Below are 16,039 nucleotides of genomic sequence, written 5' to 3'. Positions count from 1 at the left end.
CGCTGAAAATGCCGGCCTTTGAATGGGTTCATGTGCAGCTCCATCAGCAAAAGGGGATGATAAGTTTATCACCACCGACTATTTGCAACAGTGCCATTTCTTTTCTCATTCCTTCAACACTAAAAGCTCCTTTAAAAAGGTTGCAGGGGGCGCATGATGGAAATAAGTTTTCTATAGCATGCAGTTCAGGGTGCATAACCTTACCCGTACTTCGGGCAACATGAGTTACGCCGCTGCCGACAGGGGCTCTCACCAGTTCAAAGTCGCGTCGAACAGGCTCAACATGATCGGCATGCCACCCTTTTTCAGGAAGCTTGCAACCACAATAGGCACAACGCCCCCCAAATTTCATTCGCAGCTCAGCTCGCTGTATTTTAGAGATCTTATTTTTAGGTTTTGAGAACCTACCATCAGGTGATTCAGCTTTGGATAACTTTGCTGAGGGCTCAGGTAATTCAACTAAATTCCCGTTGATATTTATCACCTTGACCATATCATTTTCCGCCTTTACTAAGCTCACGGGCACAGGAACTGGCTTAAGTAACCGCTAAAGATAACAGCCACTGACTGCATCTACCCAGACCTTCTGTTTATACTCAATAGGCCACCCCTCTTTATCTGCCCGGATGACGCAATCATTTACCGTGGTGCGTGACCGGATACGAACATCAAGCGGAAGCGAATCGTTATCCACACGAGCCTGTGCCTCATTTAAAATGCGTAAAAACATCTCTTTGGTCATTCAGATACCCCCTCAACTTTGCGAATTTTGATCAGATGAGGGCGACTCAGTTTACAAAGTTGTTCTGTCGCTTCATCAATCGAATTGAACCGATGAGCCTCTTCGATATTTAAAGTCCAGTATTTCGCTTTCCCTTCTCCCAGATCGGACTCAAAATAATTTCGCTTTACATCCATTTTTTTAGGCCTGCCATTTATCTTGACGACATTATGTCTGTCATCAAAAAGAAATTCGTCCCCCTCAAAAGTGATTAATACAAATGGCCCCTCAGGCTTGGAAGTCCGGGAACTTTCCATTTTCAAAGTCATACTTCAGCCTCTCGATAGAACTCATGAAACGTCAAATTAAAATGGACTCACACCACACTGATTCAGTATTCCTCCTGAACCCCATTAGGCTCTGTTGTGATTTCATATTTAATTCCGCCAGGTGCTCCCACAGCGTCCGCGACCGACTCACACAGCAGCGAGAGATCGTTGAGGGTCATTGGGTGTTCAATGTCCAGCGTGAAGAGTTTCCCGGCTTGCTTGGCGGCTGTCTTGTCAGCATGTTCGGCATTAAAAAGGTATACGGTGTGTTTTTCCTGAGCGGGTGTATTTTGATTTTGCATTGATGATCCTTTTGTTTAGTTCCCCGATTCCGGGGGTGAGTGAATTAATTTAAATTTATATTCGTCTGGTTTAATTAGAACGTTTCCACGCTATGCGTAAACAGGTAATGCAAGGGCTGTATCAACAGGATTAAAGTTACTTTTCTGGATGCAGCAACGCTTGGACATGATGTCCACATTACATCACGATCAAAGCTAAGTTTTTTTTGTATAACCCCTCCATTTTCGTGTGTTTCGCGTTTCAGACGCTTATACGACCTGCTTGACCATCCTCATCAGAAGGCGGTTTAACAGTCCTTTCGCTGTCGGGCGATTGCTATCGACATAGTAAAAACCTGTTTTGGTCGTACCGTGAGCACTGCTCAGCACCCTCAGTTCCCAGATAACGTCACGGATAACGCCGCCATTTTCTGGCTTAAGGCATTCAGATAAATGGCGCATGAAACGAGCTCTTACGGCACGGTAATAGCGGAACTCCTCTGGCTGGTTAGTATTTTCTTTCACCCGGAGTCGCTGGTTACACAGAGTTAGAACTGCATCCATCATTCCCGCCTTCAGCTTCGCCTGGATCGCACCTTGTTGCTGTTCCCTCTCACCTTCGAGTAACGTTAAAATTCTTTCTCCGAGTGCCGTCTTGTTGTGTACGTGCAACTGAACACAGGCAGCTACGCATGCCCAGAATCTGAACTTTTTTATCTGTCCACGCAATTTCCGGGCTACAACCTGACGGTATGCAGAATCACTGAGTATTTTAAAACGCCGACTGGCAACCAGCTCTGGAAGCGACACTCTGTCGCCTATCCCCAGGCGGGAAAAGGTTTGTCCCCGCTGTGCGAGACGATGATAGACAGCGCCCTTGCCTTTTGAAATTCGGACCGCGCCATAACGAAGAAGATACTGAGCAGCAGTCGTTGGAGTAAACTCACCGTCAGCGATGCGCTGGCGTAACCCGTCGTATTCATGCCAGATAATCCAGGACGCCGTATCTTCTTCAACAGTCAGCTCATCCTCTTCCTCGAATGCCACGACGACAGAACTGCTCTCTCCGGTCTTTAGGCTACGTGAAGCCCTGGGGTCAGCCTGCCCGTCAAAATAGGTCATCAGCGGCAACGTATCAGTCAGTCCATCATAAGCTGTACCGAACCGGCCTCCGGGCAGTTTCATCCAGAGTGGAGCTGGCATTGGTGTACGGGGCACAGGCTGCATGTCAGGCTCATCCTCAAGAAGGTCCAGATCGGCCTCTTCCCAGACCCTGCGATAGATCTCAATTGCCCGAAACGGGCGAGGGTTGAAACAGTGCAACGACCAGAGGAAATCAACGTGGATCACGTTTGCTTCCTGTACAAGCCGAAATTGTGGCTCAGCCATACGACGGTTATAAGCCGTATCGTCAACCTCGCCGGAAAGTAGCTTTCTGCGATGCTCTGCCGCACGTCTTGCTTCAACATAATCAAGGCTGCAACAGGCATGAAAAAGACGTTCAGTCAGGGACGAAGAAAAGATATTGGGTTGAAGACGCACATATCCGCCTTCGAACACTTTACGACCGATATAATCCCGCAGGCTCCAGTCGTACTGGATCTTAGAAAGAAATCGCTGAAGACGACTCAGGCCAGCCTGATAACCGTATTTCTCCGGGTCAGTTCGAAGGAGCGTTTCCATTGAATGGTCAACCCCTACTGCTGTGCAAAATGAGCACCCTATAATTCTGATCATTTAGAAATTTTTTTGCGTTTAAAATCAATGAATTGAAAGATTTCATTTTTCTAAGTCTGATAAAACAGATGAAAACCCAACTGACTATACTCATAAAACTCAATCTTTGCGCTGCTGTACGATACCAGTAATTACAGGTGCCGAGTTTAACATCATGAAAAGTAGCCCAATAATGAATGACGCAACGCCAGCTGCGGTGCCTAACTTCTGACTGAACACCATTGAAACAAAGTACATATTTGGGATAAAAACGGACATAGCAATCACGAAAAGTAACTTATTCAGATAATTATTTATTCGGGTCTTAACCTCAACTCTATCATAAAAAGCCATCGAAACGTAAGCAGTTATCAGTGAATAAAAAGACCATGTCATATAGTTAACCGATTCATTAAATGCCTCTCGCAAAAGCAAAGCACTTTCTGTCATTCCCTACCTCATTAAATCAATAGAAAATAAATCTGAATAATTTATTTTTAAAAGAAAAGAGGCTTTGTTGAATAAATCAGATTTCGGGTAAGTCTCCCCCGTAGCGGGTTGTGTTTTCAGGCAATACGCACGCTTTCAGGCATACCTGCTTTCGTCATTTTGTTCAGCGCTCGTACCAGGGCCATAGCCTCCGCAACCTGACCATCGTAGTCACGCAGCGTCAGTGAACCCCCGAACAGCTGTTTTACCCGGTACATCGCCGTTTCCGCTATCGAGCGACGATTGTAATCTGTTGTCCATTTCCACCGCGCATTACTCCCGGTCAGCCGCTGATTCGCAACAGCACGGTTACGGTCTGCATATTCACCGGGCCAGTAACCCGCACCTTTTCGGGGCGGGATAAGCGCGCTGATTTTCTTACGCCGCAGTTCATCGTGACATAGCCGGGTATCGTAAGCGCCATCGGCGGCGGCTGACCTGATTTTCCGGTGGGTTTGCCGGATTAACCCGGGGAAGGCCTCTGAGTCCGTAACGTTGTTCAGCGACAGGTCAGCGCAGATGATTTCATGTGTTTTACTGTCAACGGCGAGATGCAGCTTACGCCAGATACGGCGGCGTTCCTGGCCATGCTTTTTGACTTTCCACTCGCCTTCACCGAAGACCTTCAGCCCGGTGGAATCAATTACCAGGTGTGCGATTTCACCCCGGGTGGGCGTTTTGAAACTGACATTAACCGACTTTGCCCGCCTGCTGACACAGCTGTAATCCGGGCAGCGTAGCGGAACGTTCATCAGAGAAAAAATGGAATCAATAAAGCCCTGCGCAGCGCGCAGGGTCAGCCTGAATACGCGTTTAATGACCAGCACAGTCGTGATGGCAAGGTCAGAATAGCGCTGAGGTCTTCCCCGTGATGAAGGCGTTGCCGACTCATACCAGGCCTGAATAGCTTCATCATCCAGCCAGAAAGTTATGGAGCCACGGTTGATGAGGGCTTTATTGTAGGTGGGCCAGTTGGTGATTTTGAACTTTTGCTTTGCCACGGAACGGTCTGCGTTGTCGGGAAGATGCGTGATCTGATCCTTCAACTCAGCAAAAGTTCGATTTATTCAACAAAGCCTCATAGAAGTAAAACTCAGTTAAATGAAGATCGTTTTCTTTCACGTATGCCGCCAATTTGCGGATACGCTGTTCAAGCATTGTATCTATCCGTAAGGAAACACTCTGCGGAACGTCACTTGCAAATTCATTGATACAATCAACGGTAGAAACTATGAATTTATTGGTCATGGCAGGCTCCAGGCCACCGGGGAAACCGGTGGCTACGGTAATTGGCAGGCTTAAGCGCCGCAAAGGGTGTCAAGGGAAGGGAGAAGCTTGCTCAGCTTGTCGTAATCGAGCGGAGACAGTTCTGTAACGAGTTCGACCGAAAGACTAGTGTTGTCTTCTTCACACAGAATATAGATTCCGTCTTCTGGCTCTTTTCCGGCACATGCCTTCAGTCGTTTGTTAACGACCTCCTGGGCTGAATCCGCTACGTCGCAGCTCAGGACATAGCTTGCCACATAGCTGCTCTCACCGTGGTAATGCGTCACTTTACACAGAGCATACTGGATACCGGCTTTGTGAGCCTCATTCATGAGACGAGAAAACTGACAGCCATCCTGGTAATAGTGGGTATCCTTTGTGACCAGAATAGTCATACCCCCAAATTCATCTGTCCGGCTTTTACTGCATGTAAATGCAGCAGTAATTGTTACCATTTCCGAGAGGTCGAATACCGACAGCACGGCAGTTGTGAGGCAAATTGCATGGTCAAGATCAATGGTCTCTCCATGAAAAACTGCCAGCCCACTGCTGGTAACTTCTGTTGCGAACAACAGTTCATAATTGCAGTCTGGGCAGGATGGTTGCCCAAAGCTCGGCTCAGAAGGGTCATACTCAGGGTGGTTCTCGATAATACTGAGGATCAGCTTCTCAGTCAGAGAACAATCTGTCAGTGGCTTATCAAGCAAACGCTCACCTTCTGCAATTTCTGCTTCGGTAACGAATGTGATTGCTTCTTGTGCCATTTTTGCCTGCTCCTGAGTGCAGGGAATAATAAACGACGCCTGAGTATAATTATCTGCCACAGTTGACTCCTTGATTATTTAATTAATGTATTTGATGAGAAGATCATAACAAATACACTAATACCAACTAATAACCTGAAGGCGTTTTTTTAGAAAAAATATTAAGAAGAAGAATATGAACACTACCTCATCTTAAATTAATATCATTCAGGATTAATATTCATTTTTGCAAATAAAAACCGCCAGACGGCGGCTTTTATAAAGAGGGAAATATCATTGGAAGTTGAAATTACTTCACGGCAGGCCGACAAATTACGCGACTGCTGTGAGCTGAAGCGAAACTTGTAGAGGAAACTATAATCACCTTTTCTAAGTCGTCGGCACTGTCAGCAATATGATGCCGGAAAGCCTCCTCTGCATCACCAGGGGAGTCGGCTTCGACCAGGTAGGCCTGATCATCATCATCAAACATAATGCGCCCGGAAATGAGATAAAGTCGGCTCAAATCTGGCGTTGCTGCGCTCGTGCTTCGTTCGTTCAGATTCATTTTTTCTCCGTCTGTTGCTCGTAAAAAGAATGACGCCGGTTTAAAAGGCGTCGCCAGGGTTCGGGCTAAAACGCAGGGTTGCCATCGAGGAAGCTCATTGGCTGGCCAATAGCGGATGCCACCCTGAGAATTTCACCTGGTGTGGCATAACGCAGCATTTCAGAGCGTCCAAATTTCTGATACTCATCTACTGACATCTTTCTCCACTCTGGGTGAGGATCTTTTCCGCACAGTGACCAGTTGCTTTCAGAGGAATCACGACGGAGAACGTACACATCAAGCGAGGCTGTAAGCCCACTTCCATATCCCCGCTGCGCTACAATACGAACCTGAGAACCATCGTCGCGTTGCAACGTCTGGGTTAATTTCGTGATAGGATCCTGAGAATGCATGCCATTTACCTCGTTTTCAAAAGATTTACCGTAAGTAAATGATACCGAATCGAGAATTCTGGCTAATAGGTCAGAAGAAAAAATAATGAATATTTTTGAAGTGTAGGATAATGATTAGAATAAAATGGCCTGAATAAATCGCTAGCGGTTAAATCCGCTTATTTCAGAGAAGCTCTGATTTAGTAGTTAGGGAAAACGATGCGGTGAAAAGTAACTTTTACACCGCAATTCAGAAAAAAGTTTCAATTAGTCACATTACGAATAACCCGGCTTACTTTCGCATGTGCGTTCCCCTGGATGTTAAAGTAAAGCCCCTCAGGCAGACTCGTCGCCCACTTAACTCCTCGCTCAGCCATACGCTTCGGTGTTTCCAGCCAACCACGAGGAATATTGCCCGTAACGTCACCGATAACCCGTGAAATGCATGCTGCTACCCGGATGCCGCCGGGAATATCGCATTCGGATTCAACAATATGCATAACCTCAAATAAAGCACCATGCCGCTGGACATGATCGCCAATGTGCAACTCGATAGGAGAAACCATTTCTGTATCTGACTTCATATCTGTCCACCTTTAATTTAGAAACCGTCTAAATTACCAATATAGTTAATGTACCGGATGTTAATTCAACAAGTTCTGTATCACAACCATCAGTTTTTTTTGTTGGGTCTATATCGGAGAAACAAGTGAATATTGAATACACTCGTTAATACAGACAACCGGAAATGAATGGCACCCTAATTATCTCTGCGGCGTATGCTAAGCCGTTAATATTGTCATTTTATGGTAGAAACAATGCAAAATGAATAAACCGCTTGTCGCTTCAAACCACTTTATCAAAACCGTTAACTTGCATTAAGCCCGATACAGTTCGGCGAGCTCGTCCAGCATGGGGTTACTCTTATATCCCGGTGCGGCCGTAAAAAGGTTTCGGGAAATCGCCAGCCATTCCATGATTTTGTCCGTCGCCAGCCAACGTCTGCCAAGTCGCTCGGCTGCGATGGGAACTTTATGCAGGCCAGCGAAGGGATCTACAACAAGATCTCCCGGCTCTGTCAAAAACTCAATCAGAAACGCTGCAAGCCTGGTAGGAGACGTTGCACCATGCAGCGGAAAACCTAGCTCGCGGGCAATGGAATGGCAAAATCTCGTATCAGCGCAGCTATTGCCGTAAAACAAAGTATTTTTGGGGATCGTTCCTTCTGTTTTATTTCCAAAGGATCCGCTTTTAAGCTGGTACGCCCCATCACCATAAAAGGTCGTGCGATTTTCACCGCCTGCTGCCTGCAATTTAAGATGCTGCTCTGAATGCGGTTGCAGTACACGTAAGTTGTTTGAACGAACCTTACTCGCATCATTGGTAAACCACAGCACAGGCTCATACGATGAGCAGAGCTGCACTCGTTGCTTACATGCCCAGTGCGTTGGCGATGGGGGCTTACTGCGATTCACCCACTGAAGCCTGTCCATGAGCTCAAGCCCCAGCTTGTCACATAATGCCAGTGTCAGACGCTCCAGATACAGAGAACGTGAAGGCCTGCCCCTATTAAAGCTATCTTGAGTGATATTCAATGCCACACTTGCGCCGGGTACAAGCTGTTTCACGATCGGTTCGAGGATACGCAGAAGCCAGTCAATATAAACCTGCTCGCCACGCCCCCCGCCATGCCCGTAGTCTCTTGAATTTCGAAGGAGGTAAGGCGGCGAGGTCAGGCAAAGATGAATTTGCTCTGTGATATTGCTGAAGAAGGCATAGGCGTTTCCAAAAACCGATGCCCCAAGAGAAGTTGAGAAACCGACAACACAGAGCTTTTCCCATGACTCGTGTAGGTTTGTTTTCGTCTTAGAGGAGTATCTCCAGACGCCCCGTTTTTCTGGAACGCGTTCGATGACTCCGGCCTGCCGAAGAGTCTGCTGAAACCAGCGTACTTTGTGTTTGACGCCGCTGGTTCTGGTTTTATCTGACCCAAATTCTTTCAGTTCGTGCAATTCGGCATCCGACATGCCAGTTTCACGCTGCACTTCGCGATAAAGCTCGTCGTTGCTCAACGGCAATTCGGAGGCTGCGTAGATCCGTGCAATTAAATCCGTAGAAATCGTGCTCATCAGCCATCCTTAATGGAGATGCAGTTTAAATATCGGCCTGATGGTTGGAAGGGGGATTACTAAATCAAACCGATCTGTTTATTTATAGGCTTTGTCAGGTCATGCAGCACAGCTGGGCATGCGCAAAGAGACCCAGTCTTCTTTAGCGGAGACACCTTCAAAAGTTGTACTCAATCAGCCCCAAGATTTTGAAACTCAATGTGCTTTTGCTCACACTCCTCCCTGCCCCACGAGCCCTGCCATTCACAGATGTCCCGGTACTTAATTTCCAGCTTATCCATCTGTGAGAGGTTAGCTGTTGCGAAGTCTGGCCATATGTCGTGCCAGCATGCGTTGTACGTGACGCCTGCTGGTGGGCAATACATCATTGCATCAGCATGGATAATTTCAACGCGAGGATCGTTTGCAAACGAGGCCGCAACGAGGTTAATAACGTCCTGTTCTTTTTCAATTACTGTTACATGGGTTACATCTTCTTTTTGAAGAATGGCGTGAAGCACCATCCCCAGACCAAGACCATTAATGAGCACGCGCCCGGTGGCTCGCTCTAAAAAATCCTGGCAGGTTCTGATCTCCATCGGGGTATTGGACATCACCACATCCCAGCCGTTGGACAAACGCCGATATCTACCGGGCGGGATAAACTCGTCTGTATTACCTGTATACTCGGCACGAAGGGCGAGGCTCATCGCCTTATCTGCGGTAATTTCGAATGTGTCCAGTTTCCAGGTTCCGGACGTGCCGTCTTTAACGGGTAAATCAGAAAAGCAGCTCTTCATCAAGGCAACCAAAATTCCAGTAATGTTGTTACGCTGAACCTATCACAAACCTGCTCTTAATACAGTTATCAGGAGTGACAGCGATCTTTGAGGAATCGTTTAAATCACGGGCATCCTGTAGCGGACGCCCGATATTTAATCAAATGTCGCAGGTGTTAAAGGAAGCGTTGCAAAGTTGCAACGTCTTCTGGAGCAACCTCCACGCAGCTCCTGACACTGTAGTGATTTTCGCCGTTGTAGTCGTAAACCCCACCGTCTTCAAAACTCAGCTGTTCAAGCTCGCCATGGCACTCTGAAATGAGTGCCGTCTGGCAAGCATTTTTCTCACAATCGCTGACGAGTAACCGAACATAGCTATTCTCATGGTCGCCGTTTCGGTTCTGGATTTTAACGATAAAGTGTTTTTCAGACATTTGTGCCTCCAGCACAGTTTGAGGTTAATTTAGCGTTGCCCCGGCTCACCGGGGCAAGAATAAATCAACCCTTAATGAAACTGTGCCCCCAGGTGTTAGGCTTAAATGCCTGCTCTTTGATATATGTTTTCATTACCTTGCAGGTTTTTTTCAGGGCTTTGGTATTGGCATCGGTTACTGAGATAAAATGGCGAGAATAACGGTTTTCCCGGTATTGCTTATCAGCGTTTGGGTCAATTGCTTCGCTTTGCAGGAGTCCTTCGTGCCTGCCAATTACTATTACGTAGTTCATTTCACCTGAAACACGATCCGTGAGTAATTGAATGGAAATATCAGTCGCTCGCGTGGCCTGGCTAGCAGAAATTTTTGCATGTAAGAAAGCTCCCTTTCGAAAGTTGGCCGGAGTCAAACCTGTAATATCCTCGGTGCTAAAATTAAGTGAAGATAGAGTTGAAAATAAATCACAGCTAATGACTTCAGTATTATTAGACATAACCCGGCTCCGCTCATATTCATGTTAAGGTAATTATATCAGGTTGATAGCATTACCTAATAACTTGGTGGCAAAAAGTTGTGGTTTTTGATTAACTAAAATTGATGTTCTCAATACTGCTCAAGAATTCTTTCTTTACACCCGGAGTAAAAGGTATACGTTCAATGTATTTATAAAGCGTCGCAAAGGTTTTGGTTTCAATGTTTCGTGAAATAACATCATCAATCGGGTCTTCGAACATATTAATAAAAACATCAATATGCTGCTCTCCGCTTTCTGAAGCTAAAGAGAGAATACAGACCACTTCAATGTAGCGGTTATCCTGCTCTGCAATGAACAACCAGTGCCCTTCGTTAAAGGCTGGTGCAGCACTGAAGCGTTTTACAACAATTTCTGAAAGAGCATATCCTGCCTGATCCAACAGATTAATAAAGTTGAGTTGAGTTGAAACCACGTCTAACGCTTTCATAAAACCTCCTTTTCATCTGTACTTATTATACTGTTACCCATCCCCCCAGCTAATAACCTCCCAGCAAACTTTCAAAAAAAATACCACCTTTAATTAGAATTGAACACATCCTTTTTAAATAACAAAAAGGATTATGAAACCCACAATGTTTGTGATGTGCCACCAAGGAAAAGTAACTTTTATGTGCTCATAAATCTTATTTCGTATTCACTTTCCTTTGTCTTTCGGTCGTAGATTATCAGGGGAAGCATAAGAAGAATATGTGAGGTTTAAGCAAATGCGGTGATCGGGCATTATAATTTGGTGAGGCTATTATAAGTGGATAAAGATAGTCGTAGGTATAGGATCAGGTTAAATTGCATTTTCCCGGTTGCCTTCCCTGGCCTACCGGTTTCAGCTCAGATACTAAGACCAGCGGTAATACTTAAAATATTCCTCATTTGCAGCTATAAACTCCCTCAAACCGTTCATTAATCCCTTCTCAAACGCTGTCACGATAAACCGGTAACCGTCCAGTGTTTCAATGTAGTAAATACCGCCTGGTGTAATTCCAACATGCAACACCTCGGCTGTCATCATAAACTGGCCTTCCGGAAAATCATGCGAAAGGTAAATGAAACCAGTAGTGGCCGATGCGGGTGTGGCATTCACTAAGACCCCGTTAAACTGCTGCCCGTGCCTCGCCGGTACAAGCTCACTTCCCCTGGTTGACTTATCAAGCAGCCTCTTAACATCTTTTTCTTCTTTTAACGAGGTATAGACCCGCACATCACTGTCATCACCTGGGCGAGAGCCGGTGCCAACATGAGCAAGACGACGGTAAGCACTGCGCATATTAACGTGGCAGGATGCCCCTGCTCTACCCTGAAGCCTTACGCCAAAGTCTTCGCAAAGTAACAAAATCTGACGTAGCTGGTTTTCATGCACGGACGCTGAGAGTGAAAGATTGAAACAGGAAAAGGTCAGTTCTAAAACCTTTTCGCGTTTGTCATTGAAATGAGCTTCCAGCCTGATGACTGGCTTTTCCGACATTGCAAAAGCTTTGTCCGTTACTCTGTACCGGCATTCATCTCCGAAACATTCTTTAACAACGCTGGCTATGACCGTGTCGTGTTCTCCATCTTCCGGAGCTGGCACAAAGATTTCAAATTGTGCCGGTGTATCCGGCTCAAGCAGAACGGGATAGAGACGCGGAGAATTAAGCAAAGCGCATTCAGAATTAATGAGCTTAACCCAGGCGCTTTTGTCGTCCGGATCCTTAAGCTGCTGTCCAAGGTTATCGCAAAAGTCAACTATCTGACGGGTATGCTCATCCGTGACTGCACAGATCAGGTTAAGACCATGCGTGGCCATACGCAGTTCCCGGGTTCGGGACTGGGAATTGATCGACCAGGGGTTAAGTGAAAGCGAAATAGGGCTTATGGAAGGGACGACCGTCTCATTCTGCAAATCTGTAAGCTGGCAGTTCGCAGTAGGCTTCGGGGAAAGGGTACTAAATATGTAACTTGCCTGTTGTTTAGTACTGGCCTGGATATAAAACATCGCGTCCATGCTTGTATCCCGGGATGAAATTGAAAATAGCTTCATTTTTAACCTTAATGGATGAGCGATTTATAGTCATGTGCAGACAAATGAACATTATGTGCGCCATCATTCCATTCAAAGAATAATCGATACTTAGAGTTTACTCGAATGGAGGAATAACGGTTTGACGTCATTCTTAAGCGTTCATAACGCAAGCTGTTGGATAATAACTCCCGCTCACTCTGGACATTATCCAGCGTTTCAAGTCGACACAGAATCGCGTTAATAATTTCAGAAGGAATACCTGCCGTTGTTTTTCCATTACGGAAGAACTTTTCAAGCCGTCTGTCTTTAAATGAATGGATCATAGTTCCTCCGTAATAATTGACCTTAAAATTAAATTAAAAGGGCTTTGAATTAATGAATACCTAAAATGCGGGCGGCAACTGCCAGCTGCTTATCACTTAACTGACGCTGGTGGGTTAAAGAAGACTTAAGGCTTTCCAGAAAATTATTACTACTGGATTGTTGGGTGATTGCATCAACCATTTTTTGATGAGACCTGCACCATGCTGTGAACGCAGAACTGTGGGCGCTTTCAGTCCTTAAACGCTCGTCTTGCAGGGATGCTGACACTTTGCGGGCAGCTTGCGCATTAATGCGGTACAGCGCATTCAGCGTGTAAGCAGTACGGGTCGTTTCGAGGCTGTAACCCGTGGCTTTACAAGCCATACAGCGACTTCTATAAAAATGCTTACGCTCTCCCCGCCCATTGCATTTATCGCAAACAATACGAAAAGTATATTCCGCAGTACCTTTTACAGAATCAACACAGCGGATTTTTGCGCTGGAGATTTCAATTCCACTGCGATCATAATATTTGGTCATAATGTGATTCCTCCGGTTAGTTCTGGAGTAATCATGACAGAATGAATCTACTGGCTAATAACCTGAGAGTAAATATTTTAAAAAAACATTGAGAGAGGGGCTGCAAATTTATACACGAAGGATTCAAATATAATTTGTTTAAAAAATTAAGAGCATTCTGAAGTAAAATTGCATCAAAAAGCATTCATGGATAAATCATGTACTGGTGCCAGCGATTTAAACGAGGACATTGTTCCGGTGTAATTACACAGTTTAGCATCATAGATTATAACCAAAAGGAAGGAGTCCTTCCCGTCTCGGGAATATTACTTTCCCGTTTGCAGTTTAAGAGACACTTAATGAGAAAGTAATAATTAAGTCATGCTCAACTCTACATTTTACATTGAGGATGGCGTAACAGGGTACGGCATACTACCGTACCCTTGTGTAGGGTTTATGTTTGAGGGAATTCTATAGTAAATGTGGCCGTGCCAGATTGACCACTTACAGCGGGAGTAACGGGATATGTGCGCTCTTCACCATTACCAAGATCCAGTGACAGCGATTTAGTTTCACCAGGCTGGACCGTAACTCCGGCAACCGTAACGCCGAACTGGGCGTTTTTCTGAACAGTCAGGGTTCCGTTTAACTGTCCGGTAATGATAGAACCGTCCTGACGACGCAACACACTGGTTCGGATGATGGCCAGCGGCGTGTTGTCCGTTGCTTTCAGTGCTACGGCTGTGGCCAGCGTCTTGAGATTATCCAGCATAATCAGGTTAGCTGGCTGGTAGGTAAAATTAAGCGTTTTAGTGGTCCGGTTACCTGATTCGTCAATAGCCAGAGCCTCCAGATGATACATCTGTCCCGATTCGTCAGTATTGGGGAAGATTCTGGGGTATTCAGGAATAAAGACATCCTTGGATAGCGGCGTGAATGCAAGGGTGACCTTTTCAGAGTTAGGTCCACCAGCGAGCTGAAGCGATATCAGGGAAGCATCCCCAGAGGCATCAGTAACGCTTATGCGTAGGTTCTCAAGCCCTTTAACCAGTTTTCCTTCTGCGTCTGCGCCATTAAAGCTGAACGCAATAACCGGAAGCGTTGAGTCAATTTTCAGCGGTGCATTAAGCGTTTTGGTTCCTGTGTTTCCAACAAGATCCGTGGCAGACACGCTAACAACCGTATAATCCCCGTCCGGTAGACCAGCGTATGAGAAAGTGGCGTTTTTGGTTTTATAATCGCTTTCACTGACAGTCACAGGCTTCAGGGTGAAAGTTTCCCCCCGGGCATTTTTAAGGGTGGCTTCGAAAACTTTGGTATCCCAGTAGCTGATGTTCCAGGCGTTGACGCGATCATTATCGGTGGCCGTCATAGTGATTGTCTTGGAGGCCTTGTTTACCTGAGCGACATTAACCACCGGTGGGTTGTTATCCCAGATAACCGTAAAATTACCAGCAAGCGCATCGAATATGCTGTCACCATCTTTTCCCGAGTAAAGATGCAGATACTCAAATCCTTTGTCACTGGTGTAGTTGAAGTTAACCGTCATCTCGCATGAACTTTGTCCGACAGGAATAGTGCAGAACCAGGCTGCATTTTTTACCGTTCTGAACTTTTGCACGTATGGTCGGGGTTCTGCGGTTACCTTTATGCGGCTAATGGTGGCGGTTTTAACGCTGATTGAGGCCTGAGTTAACCACTCACTGGTATCACTCCGGTACATCTCTTTAGCCACTATCTTCGGGGCTATTTCCATCGCCGGGGCTGGAGTGAAGTTGAGGGAGTTATGATGAATTCGTCTTACTCCTCCCGCCAGAGTCTGAAATTCATGATAAGTATCCCCCACATTTGGATATATGTATTTGAAAGTATAGATATTATAAGTGCTATCGGACGTCTGGAAATTCGAGTCCGCCCAGCCATATTTGGAACCGTTAACAGCAGTAAAGTCACTTTTCTTCCTTAATACCCGTACGGAAATAGGGTTCTGGAAGACGGTCATGCCAGACTGATAGGAGACCCATGATCCGGTAGTGGCGTCCTGCACCTGGATGATATCGTCAGGCTTAACCCGATCAATTACGCTTCGGCGGCTTAGTTCGCTCCTGTTTCCCGCTTTGTCATAAAGGTAGATCCCCACTTTATATTCAGAGCGGTTTTCCGGTGCCAGGGCATTGCTGCTTGCGTCGGCGACTTGAACGGTTACGCTACCTTCCACTGTATTAATTTCCGCTGGCTTTTTACGCTCCACTCCAGCGGCATCGGTTATGAAATATTCAGCATTAGCAAGCCCGGAACCTTTATCACTCAGTCCATTAAAGACCAGTGCCTGGACGCTGGCGTACTGCATACCGGCTGGTACTGAAGTGAAGATCGCTTCGCTGCCAAAGTTCCACCCATTTCTCGTATAACTTATGGTACCCGTTGCCGGAGGCGTTCGGTCAATTGCAAGCGGGTAATCCTGCCGGGAGACCTCCTTCCCTTGCAAGTCGGTAATCACCTCTCTGAGGGTGAAGCTATCTTCTCCCATCGCTGGTACGGTCAGAGTCTTGCCGTAATAATCAAAGCCTGTCGAAGATGTGGTACGGTCATCAACGGTAACCAGGCTGCTTTTCGTGCTCCAGATGAGGCTCCCGTCACTTTTCAGCAGACTGAGCGTAATATAACGGTCCAGACCGGAAATAACGGCAACGTCAAAGCTCGTTACCGGATTAATCCATACGGATGCAGGCGATACGGTCTTTTTAACGTTCAGGGTATCTTTAAAGCTGAATTCTGCGATTTCAGCGGAAGCTCCTGCGCTGAAACCTGCAAATGCAATAAGCAGGGCTAGTTTGATTTTCATGGGTTGTCTCCTGATCAGGTTCCCCATGATACTTTT

The 16,039-nt window shown here is 46.1% G+C and carries 21 protein-coding genes; all 21 read right to left on the bottom strand.

Annotated elements, in window-relative coordinates:
• Window positions 1-43: 43 nt before the first annotated feature.
• A complete protein-coding gene (locus tag LZP96_RS22000) occupies window positions 44-493 on the bottom strand; it encodes an HNH endonuclease (RefSeq protein ID WP_000241453.1) in 450 nt (149 codons plus the stop codon).
• A 54-nt stretch (window positions 494-547) separates the two neighbouring features.
• The gene (locus LZP96_RS21995; protein ID WP_000159617.1) at window positions 548-742 is read right to left on the bottom strand and encodes a hypothetical protein; all 195 of its coding nucleotides are present in this window, start codon (window positions 740-742) and stop codon (window positions 548-550) included.
• Window positions 739-1,050 (bottom strand): hypothetical protein, encoded by a 312-nt coding sequence (locus LZP96_RS21990; protein ID WP_000172888.1) that lies wholly within the window; start codon window positions 1,048-1,050, stop codon window positions 739-741. The genes LZP96_RS21995 and LZP96_RS21990 overlap by 4 nt, the downstream gene beginning before the upstream one ends.
• Before the next feature lie 62 nt (window positions 1,051-1,112).
• The gene (locus tag LZP96_RS21985) at window positions 1,113-1,352 is read right to left on the bottom strand and encodes a hypothetical protein (protein ID WP_001180999.1); all 240 of its coding nucleotides are present in this window, start codon (window positions 1,350-1,352) and stop codon (window positions 1,113-1,115) included.
• A gap of 249 nt (window positions 1,353-1,601) precedes the next feature.
• Entirely contained in the window at window positions 1,602-3,014 is a 1,413-nt protein-coding gene (locus LZP96_RS21980; protein WP_022646499.1) for a hypothetical protein, read from the bottom strand.
• 153 nt (window positions 3,015-3,167) lie between these two features.
• Entirely contained in the window at window positions 3,168-3,497 is a 330-nt protein-coding gene (locus LZP96_RS21975; RefSeq protein ID WP_000140246.1) for a hypothetical protein, read from the bottom strand.
• A 116-nt stretch (window positions 3,498-3,613) separates the two neighbouring features.
• Window positions 3,614-4,582: an IS5-like element IS903B family transposase gene (locus LZP96_RS21970; protein ID WP_072223036.1), complete on the bottom strand. Its 969-nt coding sequence runs from the start codon at window positions 4,580-4,582 to the stop codon at window positions 3,614-3,616.
• A gap of 1 nt (window position 4,583) precedes the next feature.
• Window positions 4,584-4,784 carry a hypothetical protein gene (locus tag LZP96_RS21965; protein ID WP_022646497.1) on the bottom strand — a complete coding sequence of 67 codons (201 nt, stop codon included), beginning with the start codon at window positions 4,782-4,784 and terminating at the stop codon, window positions 4,584-4,586.
• Window positions 4,785-4,834: 50 nt separating this feature from the next.
• Complete coding sequence (locus LZP96_RS21960; protein WP_000774871.1) at window positions 4,835-5,626, bottom strand: hypothetical protein; 792 nt, start codon at window positions 5,624-5,626, stop codon at window positions 4,835-4,837.
• Between the two features lie 229 nt (window positions 5,627-5,855).
• On the bottom strand, window positions 5,856-6,113 hold the full coding sequence (locus LZP96_RS21955; protein WP_001052325.1) for a hypothetical protein: 258 nt from the start codon (window positions 6,111-6,113) through the stop codon (window positions 5,856-5,858).
• Between the two features lie 65 nt (window positions 6,114-6,178).
• A complete protein-coding gene (locus tag LZP96_RS21950; RefSeq protein ID WP_000556022.1) occupies window positions 6,179-6,505 on the bottom strand; it encodes a hypothetical protein in 327 nt (108 codons plus the stop codon).
• Window positions 6,506-6,747: 242 nt separating this feature from the next.
• Window positions 6,748-7,068, bottom strand: coding sequence for a hypothetical protein (locus tag LZP96_RS21945; RefSeq protein ID WP_000834113.1), 321 nt, complete (start codon window positions 7,066-7,068; stop codon window positions 6,748-6,750).
• Window positions 7,069-7,362: 294 nt separating this feature from the next.
• Window positions 7,363-8,613 (bottom strand): site-specific DNA-methyltransferase, encoded by a 1,251-nt coding sequence (locus LZP96_RS21940; RefSeq protein ID WP_000104393.1) that lies wholly within the window; start codon window positions 8,611-8,613, stop codon window positions 7,363-7,365.
• Window positions 8,614-8,783: 170 nt separating this feature from the next.
• Window positions 8,784-9,392, bottom strand: a complete 609-nt coding sequence (locus LZP96_RS21935; protein ID WP_000833775.1) for a polyamine aminopropyltransferase — start codon at window positions 9,390-9,392, stop codon at window positions 8,784-8,786.
• A 155-nt stretch (window positions 9,393-9,547) separates the two neighbouring features.
• Window positions 9,548-9,805 (bottom strand): hypothetical protein, encoded by a 258-nt coding sequence (locus LZP96_RS21930; RefSeq protein ID WP_001290639.1) that lies wholly within the window; start codon window positions 9,803-9,805, stop codon window positions 9,548-9,550.
• Window positions 9,806-9,869: 64 nt separating this feature from the next.
• Window positions 9,870-10,298 carry a hypothetical protein gene (locus LZP96_RS21925; protein WP_000069824.1) on the bottom strand — a complete coding sequence of 143 codons (429 nt, stop codon included), beginning with the start codon at window positions 10,296-10,298 and terminating at the stop codon, window positions 9,870-9,872.
• Between the two features lie 91 nt (window positions 10,299-10,389).
• Window positions 10,390-10,767, bottom strand: coding sequence for a hypothetical protein (locus LZP96_RS21920; RefSeq protein WP_000645320.1), 378 nt, complete (start codon window positions 10,765-10,767; stop codon window positions 10,390-10,392).
• 405 nt (window positions 10,768-11,172) lie between these two features.
• Entirely contained in the window at window positions 11,173-12,318 is a 1,146-nt protein-coding gene (locus LZP96_RS21915; protein WP_000339750.1) for a hypothetical protein, read from the bottom strand.
• Between the two features lie 44 nt (window positions 12,319-12,362).
• Window positions 12,363-12,659: a type II toxin-antitoxin system RelE/ParE family toxin gene (locus LZP96_RS21910; RefSeq protein WP_000581857.1), complete on the bottom strand. Its 297-nt coding sequence runs from the start codon at window positions 12,657-12,659 to the stop codon at window positions 12,363-12,365.
• A gap of 49 nt (window positions 12,660-12,708) precedes the next feature.
• A complete protein-coding gene (locus tag LZP96_RS21905) occupies window positions 12,709-13,179 on the bottom strand; it encodes a hypothetical protein (protein WP_000170639.1) in 471 nt (156 codons plus the stop codon).
• 433 nt (window positions 13,180-13,612) lie between these two features.
• Complete coding sequence (locus tag LZP96_RS21900) at window positions 13,613-16,003, bottom strand: Ig-like domain-containing protein (RefSeq protein WP_000694552.1); 2,391 nt, start codon at window positions 16,001-16,003, stop codon at window positions 13,613-13,615.
• Between the last annotated feature and the right edge of the window lie 36 nt (window positions 16,004-16,039).

The sequence above is a fragment of the Huaxiibacter chinensis genome (assembly GCF_022171985.1).
GTDB classification, from domain to species: Bacteria; Pseudomonadota; Gammaproteobacteria; order Enterobacterales; family Enterobacteriaceae; genus Enterobacter; species Enterobacter chinensis_A.
This window is presented reverse-complemented; position numbering and strand designations above follow the sequence as displayed.

Coding starts and splice junctions, on each gene's coding strand:
- LZP96_RS22000 (WP_000241453.1), bottom strand. CDS start 493: ATGGTCAAGGTGATAAATATCAACGGGAATTTAGTTGAATTACCTGAG.
- LZP96_RS21995 (WP_000159617.1), bottom strand. CDS start 742: ATGACCAAAGAGATGTTTTTACGCATTTTAAATGAGGCACAGGCTCGT.
- LZP96_RS21990 (WP_000172888.1), bottom strand. CDS start 1,050: ATGACTTTGAAAATGGAAAGTTCCCGGACTTCCAAGCCTGAGGGGCCA.
- LZP96_RS21985 (WP_001180999.1), bottom strand. CDS start 1,352: ATGCAAAATCAAAATACACCCGCTCAGGAAAAACACACCGTATACCTT.
- LZP96_RS21980 (WP_022646499.1), bottom strand. CDS start 3,014: ATGGAAACGCTCCTTCGAACTGACCCGGAGAAATACGGTTATCAGGCT.
- LZP96_RS21975 (WP_000140246.1), bottom strand. CDS start 3,497: ATGACAGAAAGTGCTTTGCTTTTGCGAGAGGCATTTAATGAATCGGTT.
- LZP96_RS21965 (WP_022646497.1), bottom strand. CDS start 4,784: ATGACCAATAAATTCATAGTTTCTACCGTTGATTGTATCAATGAATTT.
- LZP96_RS21955 (WP_001052325.1), bottom strand. CDS start 6,113: ATGAATCTGAACGAACGAAGCACGAGCGCAGCAACGCCAGATTTGAGC.
- LZP96_RS21950 (WP_000556022.1), bottom strand. CDS start 6,505: ATGCATTCTCAGGATCCTATCACGAAATTAACCCAGACGTTGCAACGC.
- LZP96_RS21945 (WP_000834113.1), bottom strand. CDS start 7,068: ATGAAGTCAGATACAGAAATGGTTTCTCCTATCGAGTTGCACATTGGC.
- LZP96_RS21940 (WP_000104393.1), bottom strand. CDS start 8,613: ATGAGCACGATTTCTACGGATTTAATTGCACGGATCTACGCAGCCTCC.
- LZP96_RS21935 (WP_000833775.1), bottom strand. CDS start 9,392: ATGAAGAGCTGCTTTTCTGATTTACCCGTTAAAGACGGCACGTCCGGA.
- LZP96_RS21930 (WP_001290639.1), bottom strand. CDS start 9,805: ATGTCTGAAAAACACTTTATCGTTAAAATCCAGAACCGAAACGGCGAC.
- LZP96_RS21925 (WP_000069824.1), bottom strand. CDS start 10,298: ATGTCTAATAATACTGAAGTCATTAGCTGTGATTTATTTTCAACTCTA.
- LZP96_RS21920 (WP_000645320.1), bottom strand. CDS start 10,767: ATGAAAGCGTTAGACGTGGTTTCAACTCAACTCAACTTTATTAATCTG.
- LZP96_RS21915 (WP_000339750.1), bottom strand. CDS start 12,318: ATGGACGCGATGTTTTATATCCAGGCCAGTACTAAACAACAGGCAAGT.
- LZP96_RS21910 (WP_000581857.1), bottom strand. CDS start 12,659: ATGATCCATTCATTTAAAGACAGACGGCTTGAAAAGTTCTTCCGTAAT.
- LZP96_RS21905 (WP_000170639.1), bottom strand. CDS start 13,179: ATGACCAAATATTATGATCGCAGTGGAATTGAAATCTCCAGCGCAAAA.
- LZP96_RS21900 (WP_000694552.1), bottom strand. CDS start 16,003: ATGAAAATCAAACTAGCCCTGCTTATTGCATTTGCAGGTTTCAGCGCA.